The organism is Tundrisphaera lichenicola (assembly GCF_051175385.1).
In the GTDB taxonomy this organism is placed as follows: Bacteria; Planctomycetota; Planctomycetia; order Isosphaerales; family Isosphaeraceae; genus Tundrisphaera; species Tundrisphaera lichenicola.
Genome location: NZ_CP195106.1, coordinates 3,426,612 through 3,443,380 on the forward strand (window position 1 = coordinate 3,426,612; position 16,769 = coordinate 3,443,380).

Annotated in this window: 14 protein-coding genes and 1 pseudogene; 4 read left to right on the forward strand and 11 right to left on the reverse strand. The window is 66.2% G+C overall.

Annotated elements, in window-relative coordinates; genetic code table 11:
* Positions 1 to 28: 28 nt before the first annotated feature.
* Together P12x_RS13630 and P12x_RS13635 are read left to right on the forward strand one after the other, a co-directional pair.
* Positions 29 to 370, forward strand: a complete 342-nt coding sequence (locus tag P12x_RS13630; RefSeq protein WP_435011417.1) for a winged helix-turn-helix transcriptional regulator — start codon at positions 29 to 31, stop codon at positions 368 to 370.
* A 306-nt stretch (positions 371 to 676) separates the two neighbouring features.
* On the forward strand, positions 677 to 2,239 hold the full coding sequence (locus P12x_RS13635) for a M28 family metallopeptidase (protein WP_435011418.1): 1,563 nt from the start codon (positions 677 to 679) through the stop codon (positions 2,237 to 2,239).
* A gap of 25 nt (positions 2,240 to 2,264) precedes the next feature.
* On the opposite strand, the gene P12x_RS13640 is transcribed toward P12x_RS13635, so the two are convergent.
* From P12x_RS13640 to P12x_RS13655, 4 genes are all read right to left on the reverse strand, one after another.
* Positions 2,265 to 3,050: a carboxypeptidase-like regulatory domain-containing protein gene (locus P12x_RS13640; RefSeq protein WP_435011419.1), complete on the reverse strand. Its 786-nt coding sequence runs from the start codon at positions 3,048 to 3,050 to the stop codon at positions 2,265 to 2,267.
* Between the two features lie 108 nt (positions 3,051 to 3,158).
* Positions 3,159 to 4,154 carry a carboxypeptidase-like regulatory domain-containing protein gene (locus tag P12x_RS13645; RefSeq protein ID WP_435011420.1) on the reverse strand — a complete coding sequence of 332 codons (996 nt, stop codon included), beginning with the start codon at positions 4,152 to 4,154 and terminating at the stop codon, positions 3,159 to 3,161.
* A 181-nt stretch (positions 4,155 to 4,335) separates the two neighbouring features.
* Positions 4,336 to 4,638 (reverse strand): hypothetical protein, encoded by a 303-nt coding sequence (locus P12x_RS13650; RefSeq protein WP_435011421.1) that lies wholly within the window; start codon positions 4,636 to 4,638, stop codon positions 4,336 to 4,338.
* A gap of 30 nt (positions 4,639 to 4,668) precedes the next feature.
* A complete protein-coding gene (locus tag P12x_RS13655; protein ID WP_435011422.1) occupies positions 4,669 to 5,643 on the reverse strand; it encodes a DNA-methyltransferase in 975 nt (324 codons plus the stop codon).
* A gap of 76 nt (positions 5,644 to 5,719) precedes the next feature.
* Between P12x_RS13655 and P12x_RS13660 the strand changes: the two are divergent.
* Both P12x_RS13660 and P12x_RS13665 read left to right on the forward strand, forming a co-directional pair.
* Positions 5,720 to 5,875, forward strand: a pseudogene (locus P12x_RS13660) (excisionase family DNA-binding protein); the annotation flags it as partial.
* Between the two features lie 264 nt (positions 5,876 to 6,139).
* Positions 6,140 to 6,661, forward strand: a complete 522-nt coding sequence (locus P12x_RS13665) for a hypothetical protein (RefSeq protein ID WP_435011767.1) — start codon at positions 6,140 to 6,142, stop codon at positions 6,659 to 6,661.
* 1 nt (position 6,662) lies between these two features.
* Here P12x_RS13665 and P12x_RS13670 read toward each other — a convergent pair whose 3' ends face one another.
* From P12x_RS13670 to P12x_RS13700, 7 genes are all read right to left on the reverse strand, one after another.
* Complete coding sequence (locus P12x_RS13670; protein ID WP_435011423.1) at positions 6,663 to 7,226, reverse strand: Uma2 family endonuclease; 564 nt, start codon at positions 7,224 to 7,226, stop codon at positions 6,663 to 6,665.
* A gap of 67 nt (positions 7,227 to 7,293) precedes the next feature.
* Positions 7,294 to 10,524 carry a carbamoyl-phosphate synthase large subunit gene (gene carB, locus P12x_RS13675; protein ID WP_435011424.1) on the reverse strand — a complete coding sequence of 1,077 codons (3,231 nt, stop codon included), beginning with the start codon at positions 10,522 to 10,524 and terminating at the stop codon, positions 7,294 to 7,296.
* Between the two features lie 291 nt (positions 10,525 to 10,815).
* Complete coding sequence (locus P12x_RS13680) at positions 10,816 to 12,090, reverse strand: hypothetical protein (protein WP_435011425.1); 1,275 nt, start codon at positions 12,088 to 12,090, stop codon at positions 10,816 to 10,818.
* A gap of 769 nt (positions 12,091 to 12,859) precedes the next feature.
* The gene (locus tag P12x_RS13685; protein ID WP_435011426.1) at positions 12,860 to 13,945 is read right to left on the reverse strand and encodes a hypothetical protein; all 1,086 of its coding nucleotides are present in this window, start codon (positions 13,943 to 13,945) and stop codon (positions 12,860 to 12,862) included.
* A 123-nt stretch (positions 13,946 to 14,068) separates the two neighbouring features.
* Entirely contained in the window at positions 14,069 to 15,505 is a 1,437-nt protein-coding gene (locus P12x_RS13690; protein ID WP_435011427.1) for a family 43 glycosylhydrolase, read from the reverse strand.
* Positions 15,502 to 15,996, reverse strand: coding sequence for a hypothetical protein (locus P12x_RS13695; RefSeq protein ID WP_435011428.1), 495 nt, complete (start codon positions 15,994 to 15,996; stop codon positions 15,502 to 15,504). Before P12x_RS13695 ends, P12x_RS13690 begins: the two co-directional genes overlap by 4 nt.
* A 31-nt stretch (positions 15,997 to 16,027) precedes the next feature.
* The gene (locus P12x_RS13700) at positions 16,028 to 16,753 is read right to left on the reverse strand and encodes a glycosyltransferase (protein ID WP_435011429.1); all 726 of its coding nucleotides are present in this window, start codon (positions 16,751 to 16,753) and stop codon (positions 16,028 to 16,030) included.
* Between the last annotated feature and the right edge of the window lie 16 nt (positions 16,754 to 16,769).

The following is a 16,769-nucleotide window of genomic DNA, read 5'->3' on the forward strand; positions in this document are numbered from 1 at the left end:
TTTGGTAAGTGCCCCGGGGAGATGGGCCATGAAGAGTCGGGCTTACGGCTGCGGCCTGGCGGCGGCGCTCGACGTCGTCGGTGGCACGTGGAAGCCGATCGTCCTCTGGCAGCTCGCCCCCGGCCCTCGACGCTTCGGGGAGCTGAGGCGGCTGGTGGCGGGCATCAGCGAGAAGATGCTGATCCAGCAGTTGTGGGAGATGGAGGCGGACGGGATCGTCTCTCGCCGGGACTTCGGGGAGATCCCGCCCCGGGTTGAGTATGCTCTCACGCCCTTCGGCGACACACTCGTGGAGGCGCTCAGGCCGCTCTGCGATTGGGGCAAGCAGCACATGACCCGGATCGAGAAGACGAAGGCCGAGGCCGGTTGAGGGTTCGAGAAAGCCGGGTGTATCCGCGGATTCTTGGGTTCATCCCGGCTGGGATTTTTGGGGGCCATGCTCTCGCTATGCGTGAGCATGCGGGTGGTTTGAACGTCTTCTCATGCTCACGCTTCGCGAGAGCATGGCACCCGGCTCCCAGCCCCCAAGAATCCTCGGGCATAGCACCAGAAGCTTTCCTTCGGGCCGATCCCGGGCGGTCGATCGATTCGAGGGGGCCATTCTGCTACATTCGGACCGGGGTTGCGGGAGGGTCTCGGAGCCCCGATTCTCGAGGATTGGAGGCTGGCCCGACCGATGCGAAAGACGGCACGATGGCTCGATAAGATCTCCCCGGCCCTGGTCCTCATCCTGATCAGCTCGGTTGCGGTCGCGCAGGATAAGGCCCCGGGTTCGCTCCCCCCGGATCAGGCCTCGGCGCTCGACCGGATCACGGCCGACTCGCTCAAGGGACACCTCTCGTTCCTGGCCTCGGACCTCCTCGAAGGCCGCGACACTCCCTCGCGAGGGCTCGACCTGGCCGCCGAGTACATCGCCGCCCAGTTCCGGCGGGCGGGCCTGGAACCGGTCGGCGACGACGGCTATTTCCAGACCGCGAACTGGCAGCTCGAAGAGTCCGATCCGTCGAGCTTTCGGCTCGAAATCACGGCCGATGGGAAGTCGATCCCGGTCGACAAGGACCGCGTGAGCCTCCCAAGGCCCGCCGGGCTAGACGTCCAGAAGGCTGGGATCCTCAAGGTCGACTACAAGGCGGCGAAGGATCTTAAGGAAGAGGACGTGGCCGGGAAGGTCGTGCTGGTCGAGCTGCCCGACCCCCGGAAGGTCGAGCAGGCCGAACAGGCCGCGACCTTTCGCGCCATCGGCCAGTTCCAGAGTCGAATGAGGGCCGCCCGGCCCGCCGCGATCCTCAACGTGAGTCGCGACCTCGACGCCGCTTCGGGCCTCGGGTCGGGCCGCCTGATCGACCCGGCCTCCCCCCCTGCCCCGGGAGCCTCGGGAGGCTTGACCGCGATCACGGTCCACGATCCCGCCGTCACCAAACTCTTCGAGGCGATGCCGGTCGGCTCCGCCTCGGCCACCGTCTCAATCCGCCTGGACGCCCCTGCCCCGCGTCCGGTGAAGCTCCGGAACGTGGTGGGACTGCTCCGAGGCTCCGACCCGGAGCTGAAGGAGTCGTATGTGATGGTGACCGCCCACTACGATCATATCGGAGTCCGGGGGCCAGCCGGGACCGACCGGATCTACAACGGGGCCAACGACGACGGCTCGGGGACGGTCTCGGTGGTCGAGCTGGCCACGGCCTTGGCCTCGCTCAAGGAGAAACCCAGGCGGAGCATCCTGTTCGCGACCTTTTTCGGCGAAGAGAAGGGGTTGCTGGGCTCGCGCTACTATGGCCGGAACCCGATGGTCCCGGTCGAGAAGACGGTGGCCGACGTGAACCTCGAACAGGTCGGCCGGACCGACGACAGCGAGGGGCCGCAGGTCAGCTCGGCCTTCCTGACCGGCTTCGGCTATTCCGACGTCTCGAAGGTCTTCGTCGAGGCGGGCGAGGCCGAGGGGGTGAAGGTCTTCCGGCACCCGACCAACAGCGACGCCTTCTTCGGCAGGAGCGACAATCAGGCCCTCGCCGACCTCGGGGTCCCCGCGCACACCCTCGGTATCGCCTTCATGTTCCCCGACTATCACGGCGCGGCGGATCATTGGGACAAGGTCGACTACGCCAACATGGCCAAGGTCGACCGGATGGTCGCCCGAGCCTTGCTGATGATCGCCAACGACCCCGAAGCACCGAAGTGGGACGAGTCGAACCCCAAGGCCGCGAAGTACCTCAAGGCCTGGAAGGAGCGCCACGCGAAATAGCGGGCGCCCCTTCCGGCCGGAGAGATCAGCGAGGGGCCGGCTCCTGCTCGGGAGCCGGCTCGATGACGAAGAGGGGCTCCGGGGGGCGGAAGTCCAGGACAACCCCCCGGGACGTCCCCCCGGCGTCGACGGTAACTTCCACCGCCCCTCGCCAGGGCTCGGCGGTCTTCTCGAAGAGTTCCGGGTGCTTCTCGAAGTCGATCCGCCCGCTCAGGCTATGAGGGTCTTCATAGCCGTCGTGCCCGGCCTTGAGTCCGTACTTGCCGGGCGGGAGCCCCGCCAGGCGGAACGTGCCGTCGGGGGCGACCTGGACATCTCGGACGACGATCCCACCATCGAAGGCGATGACCCAGATCATGCCGGCCATCTCGGGCGGGACATTGTCGACCCGGCCCTCGATCGCGGCCCCTTCGACGACGGCGAGGTCCAGCTTCCGACTCATCTCCCCCTTCTTCAGCTCGATCGGACCGACGACCGTCGAGGCGTGGCCGGGCTCCTCGAAGGTGAGGTACCAGGCCCCGGGCTTGAGCCCTTCGATGGCGAACATCCCGCCCGACCAGACTCTCGACCACTCGGCCTCGTAACCGCCCCGGATCGTGGTCCGCCCTCGCCGGACCGCGACGTTGACCGCATTCAGGTCCCTGAGCTTCTTCCAGGCACCGACGCGACCCCCTTCGACCGGCCTGCCGCCTCGGGTGACGATCCCGGAGACGCCGACCCTCTCTTCCCTGGCAAGATCCCCCTTCTCGCGGGCGAGCTTGACCACGATCCCCGACAGGTTCTGGTTGGCGGCGATCTTGCCGAGGAACAACTCCCCTTCCAGGTAGCCCTCGGCCGTGACGCCGATGTGATACTCTTCCGCGATCCCTTCGTAGGTGATGCCGAACCGCCCGGGCTCGGACTGCTGGAATTCGCTCAGTCACCCGCGAAGCGAGGTCGTCCCGTCGGGCTCGTGCGTCACCATGCAGAGCCGGACCGAGTCGACCTCCACCGGCGCCCCGGTCTCGGCGTCGACGGCCGACGCGGAAATCGTGAAGGCCCGCCGGACTTCCAGCCGGAGATGATCCCGGTCGGCCCCGATCGGGAACGGCTTCGTCGCGAAGTAGTCGTTGGACATCAGGAGGATGGTCTTGGAATCCTTCCCGGCTCCCCCCACGATGAATCGGCCTTCCTCATCGGTGAAGACCTTGTTCTCATGGTCATAATCGGCCACGACCTCGACCTTGGGGGCGGGCTTGCCGTCCTGGTCGACGACGACCCCCCGGATCGGGACCTCGTCTTCGAGCTTGATCTCGCCGAGATCGATCTCGGCCGTCCCCGGGACCGTCCGCCTCGACAGGCTCGTGCGGACCTTGCTCGGCGCGGCGATCATCAGTTGCCCTTCCCCGGGCGGGAGGCCCGTCGAGACGAATCGCCCCTCGGCGTCGGCCTGGATGTCCCACTTGGCCTGGTCCGAGCTGATCGTGTGGCCCAGGACCCTCCGGTAGACCTCGATCGAGACCTTGGCCCCGGAGACCGGATGTCCGGCGGAGTCGACGACGTGCCCCACCAGCCGGGTGCCCGTGATCAGCGTGAGAGCCCCGAGGTCGTGACCACGACCCTCGAAGACGTGGACCGCGTCGCGACGCTCGCGGGCCAGCCCATCTGCCTCGAACCAGACGTCGACCGGCTTCTCGTCGGAGATCGGGCCGAGTTGGAATCGCCCCTCACCGTCCGACTGGGTCCGGCCGACCTCAACCCGCGCCGAGGTCCCCCAGGCCGAGCCCCAGACCGAGCCTCCGACCACCGGACGACCTTGAAGGTCCACCAGCCGGCCGACGATCATCCCCGATCGCCCCGGGTCATCCGCCCCGCTCACGCTCACCGCACAGCCCAGCAAGCTGACCAAACACCAGATACCAACCCGTCGATCCATCGGCCGCTCCTCCCATCTGGCCATCCCGAACCGAGCGGCTCGAACGGGCCGCCGGTTCGGCTCATCATGGACATTTGTCGGAGGTTTGGCAACCCGATTCTCGGGCGGTGGATCGAGTTGAGGGGGTCGTCGATGGGGATCGACGGATCCGCCCTCGGGTCGATCGAGGCGGTTCGGTCGATCAGCCGCCGCCGCCCGTCTTGGGGCGTTTTGTGGAGGGGGTCACCGCCGGGCCGACGGACTTCCGCCGGGCGGTAATCTTCCCCACGGGGCCGATCTCGGGCTTCGATTTCCGGGTGGCCGGGCGATCGGTCTCGGGAGACTTCGACGCCCTGGCTTCCTCCAGGTCGCGGGCGATCGCCTGGGCGGTCTCATCCAGCTTGCGCTCGGGGCGCTGACTCGGCGGCTTGCGTTTCGGAATGGCAGGAGACTCCTCAAAAGAACGAGAAAGTTCCAGTATGGCGGCGGAGCAGCGCACCGACAACGGCAAGTGCCCGAACCGAATCGGTTGACCTCACTCGAAGAACCGAAATCGACTCGACTCCAGATATTCCTCGATGTTGTCGATGGCGATCCATCGGAGATGGAGGGCTTCTGCGACAGCCCCCGTGGTGTTCGATCCGGCGAAAGGATCGAGGACGATGTCACCCTCATCGGTGACGAGTTTCAGGAAGAACTCGGGGAGGGCCGCCGGAAAACGGGCCGGGTGGATCTTCCGGCCAGCCTCCTTGCAACGACGGGTATAAACGTCATTGGCGGCATTGTTGCCGAGTCGAAGCATCTCGCCCGGGGTCTCATCCTCGACCACATTGGGAGGTATCGAACCTCCGGCGGCGATCTCGCTGAAGCTTGACGTGATGTTGTGTCCCGAGGGTCGAACCTTCGCGTTTAGTCCTCGACGGTTCAGCCTCTCCATGTCCTTACTATAGGGCCGGAGGACATGTCGATTATTCGCCTTGGGCCATGGGGTCTTCGAGAGCCACCAGACATATTCGACGGAATCGCGAAGCCGAATCCGACGGACCGTGACCCATTCGGCCGGGACTGGCATCTTGGCCGGGTTGTACCAGAAACATTCCTGGGCCAACGAGAATCCGACCGCATCGACTAATTCGATCAACAGCTTGTAATGATAGAGCGAACGTGTGGGAGTCCCGGGATTATAGCTCCCGCCGATATTAAGGATCAGACTCCCGTCCGGGGCAAGGACCCGGAAGATCTCCCTCCCGAACTCGACGAACCAGGCCACGTAATCGGCCTTGTCGGCATTGCCGTACTCTTTTTTGAAGTGGAGAGCATAGGGCGGCGAGGTGACGACCGCGTTGACCGAGTCATCGGGCAGAGCCTTGAGGACGGAGAGCGAATCTGCTAGATAAGCATCGCCGAAGGCCGTGCTGTAATATGGCGAGAAGCCCGGCACTTCGAGTCTGCCTCGGCCGTGGAAGACGAAGCGACCCTGCGCGGTCCCCGGACTCCGTTCGCTACTCATCGTGCCCCCCGTACTGCCTGACGCTCCCGTCCGTAGAACTTCAGCATCGAAACTAGTCTAGTCGAGCAAGTTGACATTGTCAACCAATTTTCCCGACGGTGAAGGCTCCGATTGGATCTCCCAGGCGGAGGCGGCCCGGCTTCGCGGCGTCTCGCGGCAAGCCATCTCCAAGATGATTCGCGCGGGGCGACTTCGGGGCTTTGAAGTTGGAGGCCATGTCCTCGTCAGCCGTCCCGAGGTTATGGGCCTCCACCCGAATCCCGCCATCACGACTCAAGATCGACCCGACGAGGCCGGGAGGTTCATATCGGCTTTCGAGAAACTCCATCCGGAAATCAGGGCCGAAATACTCCGCCGACTCAGGGAACGATATCCAATTCATCCGTTCGAGTCGAAGCTGGGGGCTTCCGCCGAGGTCATCCTGGAATCGCTCGACCGCTCGGGGCCATTGACGATCCGAGGCCTCAAGGGAGTCCTTGCCGAGTCGGCATTTGATGTGAACGTCGCGAACCGACTCGAAGGATGGCAAAGCCTGCCGACCCCGAAGGACCCGCCCTACGACTTCTTGCTCGATGACGGTCACGGTCCCATTAAAGTCCAGGTCAAGTTACAGAGGTCAAAAGCGGGTCGCCCGATGCTAGCGAGCGAGGGCAACCGCCATTTTTCGCCGGACATGTACGTCGTCGAGACGCAGCGGACTCGTGGCGGCAAAACCAGAGAGGGTGCGGACACTCGCCCTTACCGATTTGGAGAGTTCGACATTCTGGTCGTGGCGATGCAGGCTTCCACCGGAGACTGGAAACATTTTCTCTATACTGTGGCCAATTGGTTAATCCCTCGTCCGGACGATGCGAGCTTGCTTTTGAAGTTCCAACCAGTCTCCCGGGTGCCCAATGAGGATTGGACTGACGATCTCCCGAAATGCATCTCATGGTTTAGGTCGGGTGTGAAGAAGACGATCGCTGTTCAGGTCGGCACTTCTACCAATCCGGGGGCAGGGTCTTCGAATCACGGCTAGCCTATCCTCTGAAGATCGCATCCACCGCGATCCGCCATCCTGGCGCGGCGGGCTCGGCGTCGGCGACATCTCCTCGGGCGAAGATGGTCGGGTGGGAGGGATCGGCGGGCCGGTAAGCGTGGATCGACTCGGCCACGGGGTCTACGTCCCAGACGACCAGGGAACCGGCTTCGAAGTAGTCGAGTCGCTTGGCGGCCATCTCAATCTCGGCGGCGGGGCCGTGGTCGCTCTCGCTCCGGACCTCGACGGCGAAGGTCGGCGGTCCGTCGATCCATCGCATCTCGTTCGCCGGGAATGGTCCGAAGTAGTAGGAAACGTCGGGCATGAAGGACTCTCGGCCGGATGACAGCTCCGGGACGCCGAACGTCATGCCGTCCGTGTACGCTTCACCCCGACCGTTGGCCTCGGCGTAATCATCCAGGCTCCGGAAGATCCGAGCAGCAACCCGAGCCGGACGACGACCTGTACCCATGAACCGAACGATCCGCCCGCCAATCAGCTCGGCCTTGCCTTCCACGTCGTACAGGTCTTCGAGGGTGGCTCGCGTTTCGGAGGAATGGGGCATGAGGATTCCTCCGGGCGGGATTCGAGAGTCCGATGGTCAGCTCGTCCTATTCCATGATAGGGGACGGTCATTTCTTCAGCAAATCCTGCAAGGCATAGACGCTGAGCGGTCCCTGGCGGAGCCGCTCGAGGGCGGCGACGGCGGCCTTGGCCCCGGCGATGGTGGTGATGCAGGGGATCCCGTGGCTGACGGCCGAGGCCCGGATCCGCCCCTCGTCGGTCCGCGAGCCCTTGCCGCTGGGAGTGTTGACGATCAGGGCGATCCGGCCGTTGGCCAGGTGGTCCAGCAGGTTGGGACGCCCCTCGGCGATCTTCCGGACCGGCTGGACGACGATCCCGTGCTCGGCCAGGGCGGCGGCGGTCCCGGAGGTCCCCATCAGGTCGTAGCCCATCGAGGAGAGTCGGGCGGCCACCGGCACGATCGCCCGCCGGTCGCGGGCGGCGACGCTGACGAAGACCGTGCCCGAATCCGGCAGTCGGCAGCTCGCGGCGATCTGGCTCTTGGCGAAGGCGGCGGCAAAGGTCGTGTCGATCCCCATGACCTCGCCGGTCGACCGCATCTCGGGGCCGAGCACGATATCCACGCCGGGGAACTTGGCGAATGGGAAGACGCTCTCCTTCACCGAGACGTAACTCGGCTCGATCTCCTCGGTGATCCCCTGGTCCTCCAGCGACCGGCCGACCATCAGGCGGGCCGCCGCCTTGGCCAGGTTCAGGCCGGTGGCCTTGGAGACGAACGGCACGGTCCTCGAGGCCCGGGGGTTGACCTCCAGGACGTAGACCTCGCCATCCTTCACCGCGAACTGGATGTTCATCAGGCCCCGGACCCCAAGCGCCTCGGCCAGGGCGTAGGTCTGCCGCTTCAGCTCGGCCACGATCTCCGGCGAGAGCGAGAACGGCGGGATGGCGCAGGCCGAGTCGCCCGAGTGGATCCCGGCCTCCTCGATGTGCTCCATCACCCCGCCGACGATCGTCCGCGTGCCGTCGGAGACGGCGTCGACGTCGACCTCTCGGGCGTCCTCCAGGAACTTGTCGATCAGGACCGGGTAGCCGGGGCTGGCCTCGATCGCCTCGGCCACGAACTTCGAGAGGCCCGACTCGTCGTAGACGATCTCCATCGCCCGGCCGCCCAGGACGAAGCTGGGGCGGACCAGCACGGGATAGCCGATCCGCTCGGCGATCCGGCGGGCTTCCTCGTACCGGGTGGTCGAGCCGTTGGGGGTCTGCTTCAGGCCCAGCCGGTCGATGATCGCGCCGAACCGCTCGCGATCCTCGGCCAGGTCGATGCTCTCGGGGCTCGTCCCCAGGATCGGGACCCCGGCGGCCTCCAGCGCCTTGGCCAGGTTCAGGGGGGTCTGCCCGCCGAACTGGACGATCACCCCCAGGGGCTGCACTCGCTCGATCACGTTGAGCACGTCCTCGACCGTCAGGGGCTCGAAGAACAGGCGGTCGGAGGTGTCGTAGTCGGTACTGACGGTCTCGGGATTCGAGTTGACCATCACCACCTCGAAGCCGTCTTCCTTCAGCGCGAAGGCGGCCTGGCAGCAGCAATAGTCGAACTCGATCCCCTGCCCGATCCGGTTCGGCCCGCCGCCGAGGATCACCACCCGGGGCTTCTCGCCGACCCGCGCCTCGTCCTCGTCCTCGTAGGTCGAATAGTAGTAAGGGGTGACCGCCTCGAACTCCGCGGCGCAGGTGTCGACCAGCTTGAAGACGGCCTTGATCCCCCGCCGCATCCGGTCGCGGCGGACGTCCATCATGTCGACGCCCCAGAGGTGCGCCAGCTGTCGGTCGGAGAAGCCGTTCCGCTTGGCCTCGCGGATCAGGTCATCGTCGGCCTTCTCCAGGGTCTCGGCGGCCCGGAGACGGCCCTCGATCAGGACCAGCTCGCGGAGGTTGTGCAGGAACCAGGGGTCGATGTTGGTCAGGCCGTGGATCTGGTCGACCGAGAGCCCGGCCAGGAAGGCGTGGCGGATCGACCAGACCCGCTCGGCGTTGGGGGTGGCCAGCTTGGCCTTGATCTCGTCCAGGGTCGGCTGCTCGGGGGTCCCCCAGGTGTCCTTCATGTCGGCGCCGAAGCCGAACCGGCCGACCTCCAGGCCGCGGAGGGCCTTCTGGAAGCTCTCGCGGAAGGTCCGGCCGATGGCCATGACCTCGCCGACCGACTTCATCTGGGTGGTCAGGATCGGGTCGGCGTCGGGGAACTTCTCGAAGGCCCACCGGGGGATCTTGGTGACCACGTAGTCGATCGTCGGCTCGAAGCAGGCGGGTGTCTCGCGGGTGATGTCGTTCCGGATCTCGTCGAGGCGGAACCCGACGGCGAGCTTGGCGGCGATCTTGGCGATGGGGAAGCCGGTGGCCTTGCTCGCCAGGGCGCTGGAGCGGCTGACCCGGGGGTTCATCTCGATGACGATCATCCGCCCGGTACGCGGGTCGATGGCGAACTGGACGTTCGACCCGCCGGTCTCGACGCCGATCTTGCGTAAGATCGCCAGGGATGCGTCGCGCATCCGCTGGTATTCCTTGTCCGTGAGCGTCTGGGCCGGGGCGACGGTGATGCTGTCGCCGGTGTGGACGCCCATCGGGTCGAAGTTCTCAATCGAGCAGACGATCACGGCGTTATCGGCGCAGTCGCGCATGACCTCCATCTCATACTCTTTCCAGCCGATGACGCTCTCCTCGACCAGGAGCGACTTGACCGGCGAGAGTTCGAGCCCGAAGGCCACCATCCGGTCGAACTCGTCCTTGTTGTAGGCGATCCCGCCGCCCGATCCGCCCATGGTGAAGCTGGGGCGGAGGACGCAGGGCAGGCCGATCTCCTCGCGGACGGCGCGGGCCTCGTCCAGCGAGTGGACCAGGACGCTCCGGGCGCTCTCCAGGCCGATCTCTTCCATGGCCGTCTTGAACAGGGCCCGGTCCTCGGCCATCCGGATCGCGTCGGCCGAGGCCCCGATCAGCCGGCAGCCGTATTTCTCCAGGACCCCGCTCTCGGCCAGCGCCAGGCCCACGTTCAGGCCGGTCTGGCCCCCCAGGGTCGGCAGGAGGGCATCGGGCCGCTCGGCCTCGATGATCTGCTCGACCACGGCGGGGGTGATCGGCTCGATGTAGGTCCGGTCGGCCATCTCGGGGTCGGTCATGATCGTGGCCGGGTTCGAGTTGACCAGGACGACCTCGTACCCCTCCTCGCGGAGCGCCTTGCACGCTTGCGTGCCCGAGTAGTCGAACTCGCAGGCCTGGCCGATGACGATCGGTCCGGCGCCGATGATGAGGATCTTCTTGATGTCGGTTCGCTTGGGCACGGGCGTGTCTCTCGGTCTTCCTCGCTCGGGCGATCGGTCGGCGCGCATGGCGAGCCGCGCACGGCCCCTCGGAGCGGCCCGAATGGGTGGCGCGGCCCGGAAAATTTCACGATTCTAGCCAGGAAACTACTTCATCGGCAAGGCCGGGTGAAGGATCACCTTCTTCGTCGGGTACCCCTCCCGAGTTCGGTGTCGCCGAAGGACGATTCTCGCACAGGGCTTTCCCCGCCGAGAGGACTGCCGAAGTCCCTGGAGTGCGGAAGCTTGATTCCGCCTTGAGCCTCGATCGAATCACTCGGGGTTCGCCAGATCGCCGGGTTCGAGCCCATCGGGCAACGCCTTCAGGTAGGGGCCGAGCAGTTCGCCATACGTCCTCGGCAGCCGACCTCGCTCGATCTCGAAGGCCCGCTCGGCCGACATCAAGGCGAGACGATCGAACGTCCCCGGCTCGGCGTCGACGAGTGCCTGGATGCTGCGGCTGAAGGGGTTGAGAGACTCCAGCACCGAGTTCCTGGCCCAGGCGTCGAGCGCCTCGGGCGTGATCGACCGGACCGCCGGCGGGGTCTGGGCGTCATGGTCGTAGATCATGTTTTGGGGGAACGGCATCCGGGGCCGGAGGGCCGGGGGCCTATCGGACTGGGCGAGGTATCCGGCGGTGATCAGACGGAGGACGCGGGCCGATCGTTCGGGCTCACGCCGGAGGAACCGATGGATCCAGCGACCCGCGGCGAACTGGTTGTACCAGTTCACGTTCGAGTAAGGCCCGGTGTCGCTCAGTTGTGACCAGCGGTCGGTGTCGTTCATGGCGTCCAGGGCAGAGAAATATTCGGCGCGGACCATCTCCGAGGCCGGCAAGGTCATCGCCCGGCACTCCTCGACATCGACGGTCGCCCGGCGCAACAGGTCGGCCGTCATGCCCGGGCTCCCGATCCAGGCCTCGACCCGCGGGCGGGATTGCCGCAGGAAGTCGGTGCCGATCAGCCGCTGGATCGCCCCGCCATGCCGCCCGACGTGGCGGCTGGCACGGAGTACGGCCCGATACATCCGCCAGGCCCCGGCGAGGTCGCCCGACTCTTCGAGGCGGGAGGCTTCCAGGAGGGCCAGTCGGACGTAGGGGCGAATCCGTTGCAACGGCTCCTGGTCGGATCTCATCCGCAACGCCTCGGGCTGGAGGAGCAGCGAATCGGGCCGGTCGTTCGCCGGCAGCCAGGCCTCCAGCGCCTTTCGGTGCTCCTCGGCCCATCGGCGGGTCTCCGCGTCCGCCACGGACCAGTCGCTCAGCTTGTAGTCCGCGAGATGGAAGTCGCCAAACTTCGCGACGACCTCGCGATAGCCCACCATCGCGTTATCGGCATCGGGCACCTCGACCCGTCCGTACTTCGCCAGGTCGAACGGTTCGGGGGCATCGGGGAGCCGCCAGAGGCAGAGCGAGTGCCATCCGTAGGCACCCGTCATCAGGAGGATAATCAGATAGAGGAATACCAGGGCCCGACGCTTCCAGCCCTTCGTCCGCTCCAGCAAGATCAGCGGGGCAGTCATCAGTTCGGCCAGGCTCGGCTTGTCCATCGAATTGCCCCTGAGAATGGTTTGCCGTGCCAAGCATAGCCGGGCGGCAAATCTGGGACAAGAGTAAGAGGGTGGGCGATCCGGCCACGAGTTGCCGTCGCTCTCCTCGGACATCGTCGGCTGGTTCCGATCCTACGGATATCGTCAGGCCCGACCGGAAATTGTCCAACTATGGAGGCATGGCGATCGTCAAAATGCACCCGATCCACGAGAATGCGATACCCCTTCCGCCTGCGGGACTGGAAAGAATCCTGGAAGAAGTGTGTTCGGACCGCCCCGGATTCCGCGATTCTCTCCGGGAACGGTCTCGGTCTGGATCTCGTCGATCCGATGGCGGGGAGTCGAAACGAAGCCATTTTTCCTCCCCCATGTCGGATCGAACCCATTCTCGCTGCCGGAACGAAGCCACTATCCACTGCCGGAACGAAGCCACTTTTCGCCCGGATCGAACCCATGATCGGGCCTGGTCGCCGGCTGGGTGGCAGGGGTAAGCGGCAGCTTACCCCGGATTCGACGATACTCCCGGGGTAAGCCGGCGCTTATCCCTGCCACCCGGACATCGGAACGAAGCCACTTTCCACCGTCAAAACGAAGCCACCTCCCACCGGGAATCGAACCCATGATCGACGGTCGGCGCGAGAACGAAGCCACTTTCCGCCCGGGTCGGGACTCTCGGAAGGATCCCGGGCCCGGTTCGGTTTATCCGTCCTTGCGCCTCTCTCATCGCTTCGCGGGTCGTGTTGGACCGGTCTCGAAGGGGCCGGGGGGCTCAGTAGCGGAGGACCGCCGCGATCTTCTGGTGGAGGTCGAGGACTCCGGGCTCGTAGAAGAAGACTTCGCCGCCATCGGCCATGACGTTCTCGATCAGTTCATCGACCGCGTCGTCCATGGCCGCCGCCCCCTGGCCGCTGTACGGGAGCAGTTGGTCGCCTTCGGGGTTGAGGTCGGCGGGATAGGTGTAGTCGGTCTCGACCAGCAAGGTCTGGCAGCGCTTCTCGAAGCCCGCCCGCCAGACCTGGGCGATCCCCGAGGCGTGCCGGTTCGCGCTCACGGCCTCGCCCAGCCGGACCAGGGCCTGGGTCCGCTTTCGGGTGGCCCCCGCCTGGAAGGCCGGCCAGACCAGCTTGCCGAGATCCCTGGGATTCGGCTCGTCGTAGCTGCCGGCCACCAGGCCGACGATCGCGTCGGGGTCCTTGGTGACTCCCTGGAAGAACGCGAGATAGCGATCGACTCCGACGACGACCAGGGGGAGCGGGTCTTCCTTCTGGACCACCGCCAGGGCATCGTCGACTTTCTGGAAGAACTGCCGATGGGCCTCGTCCCTCGCGGCGGATCGATTGATCCCCTGCCCTCCCGGCAGCTTCGAGGCACCGCCCGGGCCCTTGTGGGTCATCGGGAACGGTTTGATGATGTCCTCGGTCAGGACGTTGGTCGTCGCGTCGTACAACCGCGTCGGCTTCTCGGTCAGCACGAGGACCCGGTACCTCGGGGCCCGGTTGAGGGCGAAGACCAGGTCTCGCGTCGCGAACGTCTCGTCGATCGCGAATCGGGGCTTCACCCGGAACGGGACCGTGATCGCCGTCGCGACGCCCTTCCCCACGAAGAGGGCCAGGCCGTCGAGCATGTGCTCCCAGTCCAGCCGGTCGACCAGCGCGTTCAGGCTCTTGACCAGGGGGGCGACCTCTCGGGGCTTGAACTCGGCGGCGAGGCGCTCCAGCCCCTTCGCGACCAGATTCTTGACGACGATCCGGTCCTTCTGATTCGCCGGTGCCGTCCGATGCGTGGGGGCCAGCAAGGAAAGGGACGGATAGTTCTTGTGCCCCTGAATGCGCCTCAATTCAGTCCGAGAGATCATGATCCGGCCTTCTTTCGTCCCGGGAGCGAGGAGGTGAGGAATCGAAGGATGTTAGCCCGGTGGATGCGAGGTGGCAATGTCCGCCCGAGAGTGATCGTTCAGGTCCCCGGGTGGCCCCGAGCCTCAGTGGCCCCGGAGGTCGTCGCCCTCGAAGAGGTCGACGCAGTCGATCTCGGCGAAGTTCGTCCCTCGGGCGAATCGGAGCCGGTTCTCGCCGGATTTCAGGCGGACGGTGACGAAGGCATTCGACCAGCGATCCCAGCCCGCGTTCTCGTGGCGGACGATTTGGGGAGGGGCGTCGTTCACGGTCAAGCTATGGGTCGCGAGGGCTCGCCCGTCCGAGCCGTTGCCGGATCGGATCGAGAGGAGGTAGTCGCCGGCCCTGGGTGCGGAGATCGTGAAGGTCACCGAGCTTTCGGGGGTGTCGATGTGGCCGACCTTGGCCCCTCCAGAGGCGTTGGGTTGGCGGGCGACCCGGGCCGTTCCGGCGAGCTGGGCGTCCTCGGCCTCGAAACGTCGGCGGGGGGGCTCGCCGCCGGGTATGGGGATGGGCTGGTCGGGGGACGGGGGTTGGCCGAAGAGCGGGGTCCCGTCGGGCGACCAGGTGAACGGCTGGGCGCGGACGAGCCTCGTCCAGCCCGCCCCCGGATAGCGTGCGGCGTGGTAGACGAGCCAATCTTCGCGACCGTCGGGCGACCGGGTGAACGAGCCGTGGCCGGGCGCCAGGACTCCGTTCCCGCTCTCGAAGGCCGGCGTCTCCCGCTTGGTCCAGGATCGCGGGTCGAGCAGATCCCGGTCGAGGCGGCTCGTGAACAGGCCCAGGCAATAGTGGTCGGTCCAGCTTCCCGCGGCCGAGTAGACGATGTGGATCGTGTCCCCCTTGATGAGCGCCTCCGGTCCCTCGTTGATCGAAGGGGGGCCGCCCCGACGCTCCCAGGGGAGGTCCGGCTTCGAGATCAGGACGCGCGGGCCGGCCAGGGTCCAGGGGTTCTCCATCGGGGCGATGTAGAGGTTCTGCGCGACGTTCTCGAACCCTTCCCATCCCGACCAGACGAAGTAGAGCCGCCCGCCGGCCCGGAACGCCGTGCCGTCGATCGCCCATCGGTCCTCGGCCGGGTCGAAGACCTTGGCCTTGAGGGTGAACTCCCCTTCGAACGGATCTTTCGAGGGGTTTTCGAGGGCGTACATCCGGTGGTTGGCGTTCTCGCCGTCGTCAGCCGCGACGTAGATGTACCACTTGCCGTCGAGTTGGTGAAGCTCCGGCGCCCAGAGTTCCTTGCTGGTCGGCCCCTGAGCGGGCGGGGTCCAGGCGACCTTCCGCTCGCCCCCGCCGAGCCCCGAGAGGGTCCGGGATCGGAGGATCGAGATGCTCCCGCCCGTGCTCGTCGACGCGTAATAAAAGCCGTCCTCGGCCCGGAAGACCCAGGGATCGGCCCCGTCGGGGGCGAGGACGTTGTAGAAGTCCCGGACCTCCGCCCCGCCCGGCTGGTCGGCCCTCGCCGATCCGATCCCCGAGGTCAGCAGGAGGATCGCATTGAGGGCGAATCGACGAGGATTCATGATGATAACCCGGTGCCGAAGGTCCCCTTGGCCGCCCCCAGGCGGAACGGTTCGATCCCGAGTCGCTGATCGTCGGCGCGATGTTCCAGGGCCTGATAGTCGGTCCCCCGGAGGTCGGCGTTGGTGATCGCCGCGGTCTTCAACGCCCTCCAGAGGAGCCTCTTCCCCTCGATCCCGACCGAGAGCGCATCGAGGATCTCCAGGAGCCGGAGCTTCCCCCCGGCCGGGTCGTCGAGCTTCAGCTTGAGCTGGGTTGCCTTCGCCGAGAGCCAGGCGGTCGCCTTCCTGGTCGAACTCTGGTCGATCCCGAGCCGGGCCATCAGGGCTTCCAATTCCCGACGATCCGCCGTGATATCTTCGCGGAGGCCCGCCGTGAGCATGGCGATGGGCGTCCCCGAGTGCTCCCGATCCAGGTGGTCCAGGAGTTCGAGGGCCGCCTCGGAGCCCGCCAGGTGGTCGTTCAGGTAGGTGGCGAGGTATTCGTTGGGCATGATCCACCGGGTCTTGGGCGGGTTCGAGTCCTCACCGACCCCGAGGCCGGTGGGTCAGGGCGTAGCCGTACCACTTGAGGTAATGCGGGAGCCAGGCTCGCAGGCGGAACCGCGACTCGCCGGCCGATCGGTCCTGCCAGGTCGAGGGAAGCTCGGTGATCTTCCGGCCCGCCGCGTACGCCTTGGCCGTGATCTCCAGCGAGTAGGCGAATCCGCCCCGGCTCTCGATCTCGATCCCGGCCAGGACGCTCCGGCGGTAGGCCCGGAAGGCGTTGGTCGCGTCGTGGGTCGGCAGGCCGGTCAGCCAGTGGAGGCTGATCCCCGCGGTCCGGGACAGGAACTTCTTGAAGCGAGGGCCGCCGATCTGCCGGCCCCCCTTCATGTACCGCGAGGCGCAGACGATATCATATCCTTCCCGGTCGATCAGCTCGACCATCTTCGGGACGATCGCCACGTCGTCGGAGAGGTCGGCCATCGTGATCACGACCACCTCGGAGGTGCAGGCCGCGATCCCCGCCCGGACCGCGTTGAGGACCCCCCGCCCCAGCGTGTTCTTGACCAGTTCCAGGCCGGGATGGCGCGAAATCAGGTCGCGGACGACCGGGACCGTGTTGTCCTCGTCGAAGTCGTAGACGACCAGGATGCGCTTGGGGAGCGGGACCTTCCGGTCGATCTCATCGAGCGCATGGGCGATGTTCGCCCCTTCGTTGTAGACGGGGATCACCAGGTCGACGACGGCCGATGGGGGGGCTTGCACTCGCTCGGACTCCAGG

Excerpts from the sequence above, each read along its gene's own strand:
- P12x_RS13655 (WP_435011422.1), bottom strand. The coding sequence starts at position 5,643 with ATGAGTAGCGAACGGAGTCCGGGGACCGCGCAGGGTCGCTTCGTCTTC.
- P12x_RS13670 (WP_435011423.1), bottom strand. The coding sequence starts at position 7,226 with ATGCCCCATTCCTCCGAAACGCGAGCCACCCTCGAAGACCTGTACGAC.
- P12x_RS13685 (WP_435011426.1), bottom strand. The coding sequence starts at position 13,945 with ATGATCTCTCGGACTGAATTGAGGCGCATTCAGGGGCACAAGAACTAT.
- P12x_RS13630 (WP_435011417.1), top strand. The coding sequence starts at position 29 with ATGAAGAGTCGGGCTTACGGCTGCGGCCTGGCGGCGGCGCTCGACGTC.
- P12x_RS13635 (WP_435011418.1), top strand. The coding sequence starts at position 677 with ATGCGAAAGACGGCACGATGGCTCGATAAGATCTCCCCGGCCCTGGTC.
- P12x_RS13695 (WP_435011428.1), bottom strand. The coding sequence starts at position 15,996 with ATGCCCAACGAATACCTCGCCACCTACCTGAACGACCACCTGGCGGGC.
- P12x_RS13690 (WP_435011427.1), bottom strand. The coding sequence starts at position 15,505 with ATGAATCCTCGTCGATTCGCCCTCAATGCGATCCTCCTGCTGACCTCG.
- P12x_RS13645 (WP_435011420.1), bottom strand. The coding sequence starts at position 4,154 with ATGGATCGACGGGTTGGTATCTGGTGTTTGGTCAGCTTGCTGGGCTGT.
- P12x_RS13680 (WP_435011425.1), bottom strand. The coding sequence starts at position 12,090 with ATGGACAAGCCGAGCCTGGCCGAACTGATGACTGCCCCGCTGATCTTG.